Source organism: Cellulosimicrobium sp. GQ32 (genome assembly GCF_059758455.1).
This window is the reverse complement of sequence record NZ_JCAXEP010000004.1, coordinates 211,802-225,300: the sequence shown is the minus strand read 5'-3', so window position 1 is coordinate 225,300 and position 13,499 is coordinate 211,802. Positions and strand designations below refer to the sequence as shown.

Genomic DNA, 13,499 nt, shown 5'->3' with positions numbered 1-13,499 from the left:
CCGGATCTTCGACCCATCCTGCGAGGCGCCCACCGTGATCACCGTCCAGCACGTCGTCTACCCCACGGACCTGGACAAGCTCCCGTTGTACGTCGAGAGCCCTCGTGGTGCGACGTCGTCGATCGACGTGGTCTCGCGCCGCACGGCCCGGCTGGTCGCGGGGAGCGACGTCTCGTTCGCCTCCTACTTCAACGCCTTCCCCCTGATGCACTGGGCGGCGAACACCGCGGTGAAGACCGTGACGCTCGAGATCGAGCTGGCCGGACGCGGGCAGGTCCGCCTGGTGCGCACCGACGCCCGCGGGCACGCCACGCGGCTCGAGGCGGTCCGGTTCGACGGCGAGGAGACCGTCCGGCTCGAGGTGGCCACGGCGGGGGCGGCCGACGGCGGCTGGTGCTGGTTCGAGATCACGGCGTCGACCGACGTCGAGATCGGCCCCGGGCGCTGGGACGTGGACGGGACCGCGGCGGACGGCACCGTGACCGTGGCCGTGACGACCTTCAACAAGCCCGACTACTGCGTGCGGACGCTGCGGGCCCTGGGCACGGACGACGACGTGCGCCAGGTGCTGGACCGGGTCGTCGTCGTTGACCAGGGCACCCAGAAGGTCGCGGCGGAGCCGGGCTTCGACGAGGCGCGCGAGGGCCTCGGGGACCGCCTGAAGATCGTGGACCAGCCCAACCTCGGCGGCTCGGGCGGCTTCTCGCGCGGCATGCTCGAGGCGGTCGCGCACGGCTCCACGCACGTCCTGCTCCTCGACGACGACGTCGCGGTCGAGCCGGAGAGCATCTTCCGAGCCGTGCGCTTCGCGGACGCCTGCTCGCGGCCCACCATCGTCGGCGGCCACATGTTCGACATGTACCGGCCCACCAACCTGCACGCGGTGAGCGAGGTCGTGCAGCAGTCCAACTTCATGTGGGGCCCCGCCGACCCCGACCACCGCCTCGTCGACTTCTCGGACGAGTCGCTGCGCGCGACCCGCTGGCTGCACCGCAGGCCGCGTGCCGACTACAACGGCTGGTGGATGTGCCTGATCCCGGTGGAGGTCGTCCGCGAGATCGGGCTGTCGATGCCGTACTTCATCAAGTGGGACGACGCGGAGTACGGGCTGCGCGCCAAGGCGGCCGGCATCCCGACGGTCTCGCTCCCCGGCGTCGCGCTGTGGCACATCACGTGGCAGGACAAGGACGACGCGATCGACTGGCAGGCGTACTTCCACGCCCGCAACCGCGTGGTCTCGGGGCTGATCCACTCGAACGAGGAGCACGGCGGCGCGCTGCTCGCGGACAGCAGCCGGCTCAACCTCAAGCACCTCCTCTCGATGCAGTACTACGCCGTGACGCTCCGCAACGCGGCCCTCCGCGACGTGCTGAAGGGCCCGGGCGAGCTCCACGCGACGATGGGGACGCGCCTCGGTGAGCTGCGGGCGCTGGCCAAGGAGTTCGGCGAGGCCCGGAGCTACACCGTCGATGCCCCGGCCCCGGTGCCGGCCCGCAAGGACGTGCCGCCCACCGCCCGGAGGCACGGTCCCCGAGGTGTAGCGCTCGCCGTCTTCACGCTGCGCTCCGTCGCGCGTCAGCTCCTCGTCCCCGTGCGCCCCGAGAAGCGGAGCCGTCCCGACACCCAGCTCGAGCGGGGCCAGGGGGTCTGGTGGGAGCTGCCGCGGTACGACAGCGTGCTCGTCCTCGCCGGCGAGGACCGTACGGGGAACTGGTACGTGCGAGACCGCAAGGCGTTCGTCGCGCTCTGGCGGGAGTCGTTCGCGCTGCACAGAGAGCTCAAGCGGCGCTGGCCCGAGGTGCAGAAGGCGTACCGCGACCAGGCGTCCGCGCTCGTCGCCCCCGCGGCATGGCGCGCGACGATCGGGATCACCGATGGCGACGACTGACCGTCCGTCCGCGGGTTCCCGCGACGGTAGGGTGTGCGACGGCCTCGGGTGCGAGGCGTCCAGCGCGTGGAGGAACAAGTGAGTGATACAGGCGTCGTCGCGGCCGTGAACAGGCCGATGGCGCTGTGGAAGGCCCGTTCCGTCCTGGGCCTCCTGGTCCGGCGTGATCTCAAGGTCCGGTACGCGGACTCGCTGCTCGGGTACTTCTGGTCGATCCTCGACCCGTTGCTCATGGCGGCCGTCTACTGGTTCGTCTTCACCAAGATCTTCCCGCGCTCGGTCGGGGAAGAGCCCTACATCATCTTCCTGCTGGCCGCGCTGCTGCCCTGGACCTGGTTCCAGAACTGCGTGGGCGACAGCGCGAACTCGCTCCAGCACGACTCCCGCCTGGTGCGGTCGACCCGGCTGCCCCGCGAGGTCTGGCCGTTGCGCGTGGTGATGTCGAAGACCGTGGAGTTCGGGTTCTCGATGCCGGTGCTCGCGGTGTTCCTCCTCATCTTCCAGCCGGAGATCAACGGCCACATCTGGCTCTTCCCGGTGGCGATCCTCATGCAGCTCGTCCTGCTCGCCGGGGTCGGTCTCCTCCTGGCGCCGCTGCAGGTGCTCCTGCGCGACATCGAGCCGCTCATCCGAGTCGCGATGCGTGTGCTCTTCTACGCGTCGCCCGTGCTGTACGGGATCCAGGACGTCTACAACGCGAACATCCCCCAGCTCCTCAAGACGCTCTACCTGCTCAACCCCATGAGCGGGATCATCACGGCGTTCCGGGCGGGGTTCTTCCCCGACGCCGTGCACTGGGACGCGATCGCCATCGCCGGCGGGGTCTCGGTGTTCACCCTCGTGCTCGGCTGGATCGTCTTCGCGCGGACCGAGCGTTCCATGCTGAAGGAGCTGTGATGGCAGCGACCACGTTCTCCGGGCTGCCCGACCCCATCATCTCGGTGAAGGACGTCGGCGTGCAGTTCGACCGCGGCCGCCGCAGCGCGGGCCTGCGGCAGATGATCCTGCGTCGTGACAAGGGACCGGCCCGCGACTCGTTCTGGGCGCTGCGCAACGTCTCGTTCGACGTCTCGCCGGGCGAGGCGATCGGGGTGATCGGTCGGAACGGGCAGGGCAAGTCGACCCTCCTCAAGGTCGTCACGGGCGTCCTCCTCCCGGACGAGGGCCGGGCGACGGTCAAGGCCGACGTCTCCCCGCTCATCGAGATCACGGGAGGGTTCGTCCCCGACCTCACGGGCCGGGAGAACATCTACCTCGCTGCGGGCCTGCACGGGATGTCGAAGAAGGAGATCGACGAGCGCTTCGACGAGATCGTCGACTTCGCCGAGATCCACAAGTTCCTCGACTCGCCGTACCGGCACTACTCCTCGGGGATGCAGGTCCGTCTCGCCTTCTCCGTGGTCTCGCAGCTCGACGGTCCCATCCTGCTCGTGGACGAGGTCCTGGCGGTCGGGGACAAGGCGTTCCGCGACAAGTGCTACCAGCGGATCGGCGAGCTGCTCTCCGCCGGGCGCACCCTGTTCCTCGTCTCGCACAACAACGACGACCTGCGGAGGTTCTGCACCCGCGGGCTCTACCTGCGCGGTGGTGAGCTGCGCGCCGACGGGCCGCTCGACGACGTCCTGGAGCAGTACGCGAAGGAGCGGTGACGCAGGCGGGAATTCCCCGTCTCGGCGGGACCTCTCCGTCAGGGGGCGGTCACCCGTCCAGCCCGGCCCGTGCCGTGATCTCGGGGACGAGGCCCAGGGCGTACTGCTTGTTCAGGTGGTCCCGGTCCGCGTAGACCGGGAGCCCTCCGACGACGGCGTAGCACCGGTCGGCGTCGCAGAAGCGGTCGCTGAGGTCGACGGGGACGAGCCGCCCCGGCCCGTCGCTCGGCGTGCTCGCCGCCTCGAGCATGGGGTCGGCGGGCTGGGCGACGCCCCGGTCGACCGCGCACTCGACCGGTGACTGCGGGTTGAGGATCGCGCAGTCCTTGTCGCGGACCATGCCGTTCATCGGCGGGTCGCCGAGCACGTACACGTCGGTCCCGGCCTCGAGCCACGGCCGCCAGTACGATCGGAAGCCCTCGACGTACTGCTCGGTCGCGCTCCGGCCGGTGCCGTCGTCGACCTGCTCCGCACGGGCGAAGCTCGACGTGAACACCATGTCTGGCCTCTCGGCCGAGATCTCGTCGTGCACGGCGTCGCGCCACTCGTCGCACTGCGCGCGCTTCTCCCGGGTCGCGGGGTTCCCCCGGTACCCGACGTACTCGACGTCGGCCGGCGGACAGGCGCCCAGGAAGCTGAGGGTCACCTGCCAGCCCTGCTCGTCGGCGATCTCCAGCAGCGGTGCCTGCCACTGCTGCGCATGGGAGTCACCCATGACCCACACCCGAGGTGAGTCGGGCCCCCCACCGAAGTCGCACCGCACGGTCGTCCTGGTGCCGTCGATCTCCAGCCAGGACCCGGCCTGCCCGCACGCGTCGGGGTGGTCGAGGACGTAGTACTTGCTCTCCTCGCCCAGGACGGGGTTGACGGCAGGGCCGAACGGGTCGTCGCACGGCGCGCCGGGGGCGAGCGCGGCCGGCCCGTGGCACGCGGCGTCGGCGGCAGCCGCCTCCTGCGCCGCGCGCTCCGCCTCGGCCGCGGACCGTCCCGCGGCGGCGTGCAGCGCCAGGGCGAGCGCGCCGACGACCGCCATGCCCGCCAGCATGAGGACGAACGACCGGCGCGGCCGGACCGACGCCCAGCGCCACGTCCGTCCCTTGTCCTCGACCAGGGTCTTGGTGACCCACGCGAGCGCGACGGACGCGACGGCGATGCCGAGCTTGTCCACGGTCGTGAGCGATCGGCTCAGCGCGAACGGAGCCACGACGATCAGGGGCCAGTGCCACAGGTAGACGGAGTAGGAGACGTCGCCGAGGACCTGGACCGGGCGTAGCGCCGTGACCCGGTCGTGGAGCAGCGGACGCCGTTCGGTGCCGGCCAGGATCACGGCGGCCGTGCCGAGCGCGGGGATCGCAGCGAGCCAGCCGGGGAACGGCGTGGCGTGGTCGTAGACGAGCGCGGTGGCGGCGATGGTCGCGAACCCGACCAGGGCGAGCGCGTTCGCCGCCGCGCCGTGCAGCCGCACCCGGGTCGCGCCGAGCGCCAGGAGACCACCGAGCGCGAACTCCCAGAACCGGACCGGGGTGACGAAGTACGCCTCGCTCGGGGAGCGGACGGTCATGACGACGCTCAGGACGAGCGAGAGCGCGCCGACGGCGAGGACCCCGACGGCGACGACGCGGCGCGGCCGTGCCGCCGTGCGTCCGCCCCGGACGGCCACGAGGTAGAGGCCGAGCAGCAGGAGCGGCCACAGCAGGTAGAACTGCTCCTCGACCGAGAGCGACCAGTAGTGCTGGGCGACGGTGGCGTCGTCGTTGAGCGCGGAGTAGTTCACGGAGCGCGCGGCGAGCGCCCAGTTCTCGACGTAGAACGCGGACGCCGCGATCTCCTGCGCGCTGCGTGACCATGCCGTGTACGGCAGGAAGGCCCACACGGCGACGGCGGAGACCGTCAGGACGAGGAGCGCCGCGGGAAGGAGGCGGCGGACGCGACGCGCGTAGAACGTCGCGAGCCGGACACGTCCCGTCGAGAGCAGCTCCTTGAGCAGGTGCGACGTGATGAGGAAGCCGGAGATGACGAAGAAGACGTCCACGCCGACGTAGCCGCCGGGGAGCCGGTTCGGCCAGAGGTGGTTGAGGACGACCGCCCCGACCGCGATCGCGCGGAGCGCCTGGACGTCCGTCCGGGGCGCTGCCGGCGTGCCGCCGGACGCACGGGGCGCGGCGTGCCGCGGGGGGTGCGTGCGGAGCTCGGTCTGGGGAGAGGTCACCGCACGATGATAGAGAGGCGGCGGCCGTCCCCCGTACGGGAGGCGGCCGCCGCGCTCGTGCTCCGGTCGGGGCGTCAGACGCCCGCGGCCTCCTTGAGGTCGTCGACGAACGTCGGGTTCGCCTCGAGCCAGGCCTGGACGGCCTCGGCCTCGTCGGCGTACTCGTCGGAGTTGAACATCATGTTCTCGAGCGAGAAGAGCTGCTCGTCATCCAGCGTGAAGGCGCCGAACAGCTTGGTCAGCGTCGGGTAGCGCTCCTCGAAGTCGGACGAGCCCCACATGTGGATCTTCTCGGCCTCGCCGAGCGCGCCCTCGGGGTCCTCGAGGTCGCGGACGGGGAACTCGTCGTAGGCCCAGTGCGGGCGCCACAGGGTGACGGCGATGTTCTCGCCGGCGTCGGTCGCGCCCTTGAGCTCGGCGAGCATCGCGGGGGTCGAGGAGATGGAGTAGTCCATGCCCTCGAGCCCGTAGGTCGGGATGACCTGCTCCTGGGTGATCTTGGTGAGGCCGGCGCCCGCCTCGATGCCCACGAGCTTGTTGCCGTACTCGTCGGCCATGCCGGCGAGGTCCTCGAGCGACTGCGCGGGCGAGTCCTCGTTCACCGCGATGGTGAGCTTGGCGTCGTCGTACCAGTACCCGAGGTCGGTGACCTGGTCGCCGTACTCCTCCTCGTAGGAGGCGTGGGTGTAGGGCAGCCACACGTCGAGCGTGACGTCGAAGTCGCCGCCGGCGAGGCCGGTGTAGATGACGCCCACGTCGGCGGTCTGGGAGGAGACGTCGTAGCCCTCCTCCTCGAGGATCGCCGTCCACAGGTGGGAGACGGCGATGCCCTCGTCCCAGCCGGAGGGGATGCCGATGGAGACCGACGTCTCGTCCTCCCCGGTGGAGCCGCCGTCCGAGCCACCGGAACCGGAGTCGGAGGCGCAGGCGGTGAGGGCGAGGCCGAGGACGGCGGTCGCTGCGACGGCGGCGGAGCTGCGGACGGTACGGCGGGTGGTGCGGGTGCGTGCGGGGGTCATGCTGTCCTTCCCTGGGTCCGAGCGGACCCGGTCGGTGTGCCCGACGGCGGGGGCGCGGCGGGCGGCTTCCCGGCGCTTGCGGCCGGGCACGGTGCGGGACGCGCTCAGACGCGCGCGGCGGCGAGGGCGCGCGAGACGGGCGCGCGGTCGCCGAGGGCGGAGGTCACGCGGTCGAGGAACATCGCGAGGATGACGACGGCGAGACCGGCCTCGAAGCCGAGCGCGACGTTGACGCGCTGGAGCGCGGCGACGACGTCGTTGCCGAGGCCGCCGGCGCCGACCATGCCCGCGATGACGACCATGGAGAGCGACAGCATGATGACCTGGTTGACGCCCGCCATGATGGTCGGGAGCGCGAGCGGGAGCTGGATCTGGCGCAGGATGCGCCCCGGGGTCGACCCGAACGCCTGGCCCGCCTCGACGACCTCCTTGTCCACCTGCCGGATGCCGAGCTCGGTGAACCGGACGCCGGGCGCCATGGCGAAGATGATCGTCGCGATGATCCCGGGCACGGGCCCGGTGAGGAAGATGACGACCGTCGGGATGAGGTAGACGAACGCCGGCATGGTCTGCATGAAGTCGAGCACGGGTCGCACGACCGTGGAGACGCGGTCGTTCCGCGCGGCCCAGATGCCGAGCGGGATCGCGACGACGAGGGCCAGGACGGCCGACAGCAGGACGAGCGCGAGCGTGTCCATCGCGTTGTCCCACTGGTCGACGCCGGCGATCACGACGAACCCGACGAGCGATCCGAGCGCGAGCTTCCAGCCCTTCGCCAGGAGCGCGAGTGCGGCGAGCGCGAGCGCGACGACCCAGAACGGCGGGCTCGACAGGACGGCGTCGAGGCCGTCGTAGATGCCGACGAGCACGTCCTTCACGAAGCGGAAGAGCGGTCGGAACGTCGTCGTCATCCAGTCGACGAACGTGTCGACCCACTCGCCGAGCGGGATGCGGGGGACGAGGGTGTCGTTCACGCGGCACCTCCCTCGGTCGTCGGGTCGGCGTCCACGGCGGCGTCCGTCAGGGTCTCGTCCGGCACGACCGGCGTGCCGAGGTCGATCTCGCCGGTGCGCGGCTGGTCCGGCGGGACCATGGCCTCGAGCAGCGTGACGCGGGGGACGACGCCGACGAGGCGACCCTCGGAGTCGGTCACCGGCACGGGGAGCGAGGACTCGGCGGCGGGCGCGAAGATCTCCGCGAGGGGCGTGTCCGGCGAGACCGGGGCGACGCCGTCGTGCACGAGGTCCCCGATGGACTCCTTGCCGGCCTTGAGCGCGGCCACGGCGTCGTCGTCGCGGACGACGCCGTGCAGCACGCGCTGGCGGTCGACGACGTACGCGGCCGACACCTGCGCCTCGCGCATGGCCCGGCTCGCCTGGCGCGGCCCGCCGCTCACCGGCACGACGACCGCGGGGCGCACCATCACGGACGAGGCCGTGAGGACGCGCGTGCGGTCGACGTCGGCGACGAACTGCGCGACGTAGTCGTTGGCCGGGTCGGACAGGATCTGCTCGGCCGTGCCGATCTGGACGATCCGCCCGTCGCGCATGACGGCGATGCGGTCGCCGAGGTGCATGGCCTCGTTGAGGTCGTGCGTGATGAAGACGATCGTCTTGCCGAGGCGCTGCTGGAGGTCGAGGAGCTGCTCCTGCATCTCGCGCCGGATGAGCGGGTCGAGCGCGCTGAACGCCTCGTCCATGAGCAGGACTTCGGTGTCGGCGGCGAGCGCGCGGGCGAGGCCGACACGCTGGCGCATCCCGCCGGAGAGCTGGGACGGGAGCGAGTCCTCCCAGCCGCCGAGCCCGACGAGGTCGAGCGCGGTGCGCGCCTTCTCGCGGCGCTCGGCCTTGCCGACGCCCTGGATCTCGAGCGGGTAGGCCGCGTTGTCGAGCACGGTGCGGTGGGGGAGCAGCGCGAAGTGCTGGAACACCATGCTCACGCTGCGGCGGCGCAGGGCGCGCAGCTGCTTGGCGTCGGTGGACGCGAGGTCGGTCCCGCCGACCACCACGTGGCCGGCGGTCGGCTTCCAGAGGCCGTTGAGCATGCGGATGAGCGTGGACTTGCCGGAGCCGGAGAGGCCCATGACGACGAAGATCTCGCCGCGGCGGACCTCGAAGGACGCGTCGATGACCGCGGCGGTCCCGAGCGCCTTGACGTCGTCGCGCGACGCGCCCTGCTCGAGGCGCCGGATGGCCTCGACGGGCCGGCGGCCGAAGACCTTGTAGACGTCGCGGACGGAGACGGCGACGTCGGCGGCTGTGGTGCTCGGCTCGGGCTGCTCGGGTGCTGCGCTGGTGCTGTCTGGCGGGGTGATGCTGGGGGCAGTCATGCGGGCGGGTCTCGCCACCTTCCGTGCGGGGACCGGCACGCCCCGCGCGAGGACGGCGCCAGAGGGGTCCGGCGGCGGCGTCTCGGGAGCGTGGCACGTGGCCCCCTGATCGCGTCGCGGTCGGGCGCCCGAGGGCGACCTCCGCGCTCGGCGCGCAGCGGGCCACATGCTGGTCCGACGTCAATCGGTACTCCAACACCCTGCCTGATTCGAGGTTCAACTTCTACCTAGAGGTCGTGGATCAGGGGTTGTTCCAGGACGATTCTTGACCGAGCATCGTTGGAACGGTGCGGATGATGAACGATCACGGATCGTTATCCCTTTGTGATCTTGAGATGGTCAAGCATTCGTGTTACGCGCGCGCCCGGGCGCGCGCGCCGGACGAACGGTGTGGCCCGCCGCGGGCGTCCCGCTCGCCGGGGCCGGTCGGCACCGTCGTCGGTAGGCTGGGACCGGGCGGGCCGCGGTCCCGTCCGGCGCGGACGGGAGCCCCCAGCGCAGCCACCGGCCGACCACCGGACCGGCCGGTACCACCGGCCCTACCGGCACCGAGAACGCACAGGAGAACCATGTCCACCACAGCGCCAGCCCCGACGACCGGCACCCCGGGTGCAACCCCCGGCTTCGACGAGGTCCCCGGTCGCTACAAGGTCCGCGACCTGTCCCTCGCCGAGGCGGGCCGCCACCAGCTCCGCCTCGCCGAGCACGAGATGCCCGGCCTCATGGCGCTGCGCGCCGAGTACGGGGAGTCGCAGCCGCTCGCCGGCGCGCGGATCGCCGGGTCGCTCCACATGACGGTGCAGACCGCGGTCCTCATCGAGACGCTCGTCGCGCTCGGGGCGCAGGTCCGTTGGGCGAGCTGCAACATCTTCTCCACGCAGGACGAGGCAGCGGCCGCCGTCGTCGTCGGGCCCCACGGCACGCCCGAGGACCCGCAGGGCGTGCCCGTCTTCGCGTGGAAGGGCGAGAGCCTCGAGGAGTACTGGGACTGCACCGAGCAGATCCTCGTGTGGCCGGGCGACGAGTCGCCGAACCTCATCCTCGACGACGGCGGCGACGCGACGATGCTCGTGCACCTCGGCCTGCAGTACGAGCGCGCGGGCGTCGTCCCGCCGGACACGCTGCCGGGCGAGCCGGACCACACGCACGAGATGAACGTCGTGCGCGCCGTGCTGCGCCGCGCGCTCGAGGCCGACCCGCTGCGCTGGACGACGATCGCCCAGGCGATCCAGGGCGTCACCGAGGAGACGACGACGGGCGTGCACCGCCTCTACCAGCTCGCCGAGGCGGGCGAGCTGCTCTTCCCGGCGATCAACGTCAACGACTCGGTCACCAAGTCGAAGTTCGACAACAAGTACGGCATCCGCCACTCCCTGCCCGACGGCATCAACCGCGCGACCGACGTCCTCATGGGCGGCAAGGTCGCGTTCGTCGCGGGGTACGGCGACGTCGGCAAGGGTGCGGCCGAGGCGTTCCGCGGCCAGGGCGCGCGCGTGATCGTGTCCGAGATCGACCCGATCTGCGCGCTCCAGGCCGCGATGGACGGCTACCAGGTCGCCCGGATCGAGGACGTGCTCGGCGAGGCGGACTTCTTCATCACGACCACGGGCAACAAGGACGTGATCCGCGCCGAGCACCTCGTCGCGATGAAGGACAAGGCCGTCGTCGGGAACATCGGCCACTTCGACAACGAGATCGACATGGCGGGCCTCGCCGAGGTGCCGGGCGTCTCCCGCACCGAGATCAAGGCGCAGGTCCACGAGTGGACGTTCGCCGAGCCCGGTCCGGGCGGGCAGCCCGCGGGCCGCTCGATCGTCGTGCTGTCGGAGGGGCGCCTGCTCAACCTCGGCAACGCGACCGGCCACCCGTCGTTCGTCATGAGCAACTCGTTCTCCAACCAGGTGATCGGCCAGATCGAGCTGTTCCAGGACGCGACCGGCGCCGAGCAGGAGGGCCGCGAGCGCTCGTACGCGCGCCAGGTCTACCGTCTGCCCAAGGTGCTCGACGAGAAGGTGGCCCGCCTGCACCTCGACGCGCTCGGCGTGCGGCTCACCGAGCTCTCGCCGTCCCAGGCCGACTACCTCGGCGTCCCGGTCGAGGGCCCGTACAAGCCCGAGCACTACCGCTACTGAGCGCCGACCACCCGCTCGCGCCACGAGGAGGCCGCATGGACCTGTCGCCCGACGAGCGTCGCTCCGGCGCGCCCTCGCCCGCTGCGGGCGGCGGCACGGCGGGACAGGCCGGTCCGCCGGTCGACGGCGAGCCGGAGGGGCCGCCGCCGGGCGTCCGGCCGCTGTGGCACCGGGTGGGTGACCGGTGGGAGCGCGAACCCCCGCACGACCTGCTCTACGGCGCGATCGTCGCAGGGTTCGTCATGGCGGTGTCGAGCGTGCACGCCCCGACGGGGGACCGGGTGGTCGTCGCGACGGCCCTCGTCGCCGTCGGGTACTGGCTCGCGCACTGCTACGTGGACGCGGTCAGCGGGCGCTTCCACGACAGCGGGCACTCCCTGTGGGACCGCACCCTCACGGCTCTCCGGGTCAACGTCGGGGTGCTGCTCGGTGCGGTCCCCGGGATCCTGGTCTACCTGCTCGCCTCCGCGTTCGGGCTCGACGTGGAGAACGCGGCACTGGTCGCGGTGTGGTTCACCGTGATCCTCCTCGGCGTCGTCGGCTTCCTCGCCGCCTACCGGGCGGGCGCCCGGGGCAGCCGCCTCGTCGGGGAGACCCTGCTCGCCGCCGCGTTCGCGGGCGTGGTCATCGCCGTCAAGTACCTCCTGCACTGACCCGGCCGCGCCGGGTGGCACGGGGGTTGTCCCCACCCCGGCGCGGCGGAGGCCACCCTGTCGCCGTGACCACGGCTCGCCCAGACTGGCACCATGACTGCCGTGACCCCTGACCAGCCGAGCGTCGTGCCCGCGGGCGACCCGACGTCGGGCACCCCGACCTCGGGGCCGGCGCAGGGCCCCCTGCCGGCGCCGACCGCACCCGCGCGGGACGTCGCCGCGACGGCCGCGACGGTGGCGGACCCGACGACGTTCGCCGGCACGCAGCCCGACCCGCGGTACGTCGACCACCGCGAGCGGGTGGCGTTCGCGAGCGCGCCGTTCCACCGGCAGACGTGGCGCGCGTACGGATACCTGTGGCTCGCGATCCTCCTCGCGCCGTTCGCGTTCACCTACGGGCTGTTCGCGGTGGTCTTCCTCGTGGCGATGCTGGTGCCGGTCATCGGCCTCGTCGTCGCCGGCTGGGTCGTGGTCGGCGGGCGGGGCTGGGGCTCGATGTACCGGTCCCTGGCGCGCTCGACGCTCGGCATCGACGTCGCCGCCCCTGCGCCGTACGTGCGGCGGCGCGGGTTCTGGAGCACGCTGTGGAGCGGCATCGGCGACGGGACCGGCTGGCGGGCCGTGCTCTTCCTCCTCGTCACCTTCCCCCTCGCGATCGTGTCGTTCGTCGTGAGCACCGTGTTCCTCGCCGTGGGGCTGGGAGGGACGACGCACTGGATCTGGTCGCGCTGGCTCCCCCTCCAGCAGGCGAGCGACGGGTCGTGGCACCGCGGTGCGTCGTTCGGGGCGGACTGGTTCGTCGACACCCCGGTGCGGCAGCTCGGCCTCGTCGTCGTCGGCCTGCTCTTCCTCTGGCTCTGGGCGCAGATCACGCGGGGCTTCGCGCAGCTCTTCCGCGCGCTCACCGTCGCGCTGCTCGGCCCGACCCTCTCGAGCCTGCGCGTCGCCGATCTCGAGGAGTCGCGCGGCCGTACCGTCGAGGACGCCGACGCGAAGCTGCGGCGCATCGAGCGCGACCTGCACGACGGCACGCAAGCACGCCTCGTCGCCGTCGCGATGCAGCTCGGGGAGGCCAAGGAGCAGCTCGCGGCGGGCGGCGACCCGGACGAGGCGCTCGAGCTCGTCGACCTCGCGCACTCGTCGACCAAGGAGGCGCTCGTCGAGCTCCGCGAGCTCGCGCGCGGCATCCACCCGCCCGCGCTCGACAACGGGCTCGCCGTCGCGCTGGAGACGCTCGCGGCGCGCTCGCCGCTCCCGGTCACGGTCGACGTCGACCCCGCCGTCGAGGCGTCGGGACGGCTCGCGCCGGCCGTGGAGTCGATCGCGTACTTCTGCGTCGCGGAGCTCGTGACGAACGCGGTCAAGCACGCGCGCGCGACGGGGGTGTACGTGCTCGTCGAGCGGCAGGGGAGCGGCCGCGGCGCGCGGCTGCGCCTGCGGGTGCGCGACGACGGCCAGGGCGGTGCCCGCGTCGTGCAGCCCGGGTCCGACGGCCAGCGGTCCGGCCTCGCGGGCCTCGCGGAGCGCGTGCGCTCCGTGGACGGCACGTTCGAGCTCACGAGCCCGGTCGGCGGCCCGACGGTCGTCACGGTCCTCCTCCCCGTGCGGGTCTGACGTGCG

Annotated in this window: 10 protein-coding genes; 6 read left to right on the top strand and 4 right to left on the bottom strand. The window is 72.1% G+C overall.

The window, feature by feature from the left end; translation table 11 throughout:
- Nucleotides 1-34 precede the first annotated feature (34 nt).
- The 3 genes from AC6CH9_RS09085 (at nucleotide 35) to AC6CH9_RS09075 (ending at nucleotide 3,537) form a co-directional block, all read left to right on the top strand.
- On the top strand, nucleotides 35-1,888 hold the full coding sequence (locus AC6CH9_RS09085) for a glycosyltransferase (RefSeq protein ID WP_498154585.1): 1,854 nt from the start codon (nucleotides 35-37) through the stop codon (nucleotides 1,886-1,888).
- Nucleotides 1,889-1,966: 78 nt separating this feature from the next.
- Nucleotides 1,967-2,785 (top strand): ABC transporter permease, encoded by an 819-nt coding sequence (locus tag AC6CH9_RS09080; protein ID WP_231581751.1) that lies wholly within the window; start codon nucleotides 1,967-1,969, stop codon nucleotides 2,783-2,785.
- Nucleotides 2,785-3,537: an ABC transporter ATP-binding protein gene (locus tag AC6CH9_RS09075; RefSeq protein ID WP_498154584.1), complete on the top strand. Its 753-nt coding sequence runs from the start codon at nucleotides 2,785-2,787 to the stop codon at nucleotides 3,535-3,537. The genes AC6CH9_RS09080 and AC6CH9_RS09075 overlap by 1 nt, the downstream gene beginning before the upstream one ends.
- Before the next feature lie 49 nt (nucleotides 3,538-3,586).
- Here AC6CH9_RS09075 and AC6CH9_RS09070 read toward each other — a convergent pair whose 3' ends face one another.
- The 4 genes from AC6CH9_RS09070 to AC6CH9_RS09055 form a co-directional block, all read right to left on the bottom strand.
- Nucleotides 3,587-5,746, bottom strand: a complete 2,160-nt coding sequence (locus tag AC6CH9_RS09070; RefSeq protein ID WP_498154583.1) for an acyltransferase family protein — start codon at nucleotides 5,744-5,746, stop codon at nucleotides 3,587-3,589.
- 74 nt (nucleotides 5,747-5,820) lie between these two features.
- Nucleotides 5,821-6,765 carry a glycine betaine ABC transporter substrate-binding protein gene (locus AC6CH9_RS09065; protein ID WP_498154582.1) on the bottom strand — a complete coding sequence of 315 codons (945 nt, stop codon included), beginning with the start codon at nucleotides 6,763-6,765 and terminating at the stop codon, nucleotides 5,821-5,823.
- Nucleotides 6,766-6,869: 104 nt separating this feature from the next.
- On the bottom strand, nucleotides 6,870-7,739 hold the full coding sequence (locus tag AC6CH9_RS09060) for an ABC transporter permease subunit (protein WP_471697397.1): 870 nt from the start codon (nucleotides 7,737-7,739) through the stop codon (nucleotides 6,870-6,872).
- The gene (locus AC6CH9_RS09055; RefSeq protein WP_498154581.1) at nucleotides 7,736-9,094 is read right to left on the bottom strand and encodes a quaternary amine ABC transporter ATP-binding protein; all 1,359 of its coding nucleotides are present in this window, start codon (nucleotides 9,092-9,094) and stop codon (nucleotides 7,736-7,738) included. The genes AC6CH9_RS09060 and AC6CH9_RS09055 overlap by 4 nt, the downstream gene beginning before the upstream one ends.
- Before the next feature lie 569 nt (nucleotides 9,095-9,663).
- On the opposite strand from AC6CH9_RS09055, the gene ahcY reads away from it, so the two are divergent.
- The 3 genes from ahcY (at nucleotide 9,664) to AC6CH9_RS09040 (ending at nucleotide 13,493) form a co-directional block, all read left to right on the top strand.
- Nucleotides 9,664-11,226, top strand: coding sequence for an adenosylhomocysteinase (gene ahcY / locus AC6CH9_RS09050; protein WP_498154580.1), 1,563 nt, complete (start codon nucleotides 9,664-9,666; stop codon nucleotides 11,224-11,226).
- Between the two features lie 35 nt (nucleotides 11,227-11,261).
- Nucleotides 11,262-11,879, top strand: coding sequence for a hypothetical protein (locus AC6CH9_RS09045; RefSeq protein WP_498154579.1), 618 nt, complete (start codon nucleotides 11,262-11,264; stop codon nucleotides 11,877-11,879).
- A gap of 93 nt (nucleotides 11,880-11,972) precedes the next feature.
- Nucleotides 11,973-13,493 (top strand): sensor histidine kinase, encoded by a 1,521-nt coding sequence (locus tag AC6CH9_RS09040; RefSeq protein WP_498154578.1) that lies wholly within the window; start codon nucleotides 11,973-11,975, stop codon nucleotides 13,491-13,493.
- Nucleotides 13,494-13,499 lie beyond the last annotated feature (6 nt).

Excerpts from the sequence above, each read along its gene's own strand:
- AC6CH9_RS09075 (WP_498154584.1), top strand. The coding sequence starts at position 2,785 with ATGGCAGCGACCACGTTCTCCGGGCTGCCCGACCCCATCATCTCGGTG.
- AC6CH9_RS09065 (WP_498154582.1), bottom strand. The coding sequence starts at position 6,765 with ATGACCCCCGCACGCACCCGCACCACCCGCCGTACCGTCCGCAGCTCC.
- AC6CH9_RS09055 (WP_498154581.1), bottom strand. The coding sequence starts at position 9,094 with ATGACTGCCCCCAGCATCACCCCGCCAGACAGCACCAGCGCAGCACCC.
- ahcY (WP_498154580.1), top strand. The coding sequence starts at position 9,664 with ATGTCCACCACAGCGCCAGCCCCGACGACCGGCACCCCGGGTGCAACC.
- AC6CH9_RS09045 (WP_498154579.1), top strand. The coding sequence starts at position 11,262 with ATGGACCTGTCGCCCGACGAGCGTCGCTCCGGCGCGCCCTCGCCCGCT.
- AC6CH9_RS09040 (WP_498154578.1), top strand. The coding sequence starts at position 11,973 with ATGACTGCCGTGACCCCTGACCAGCCGAGCGTCGTGCCCGCGGGCGAC.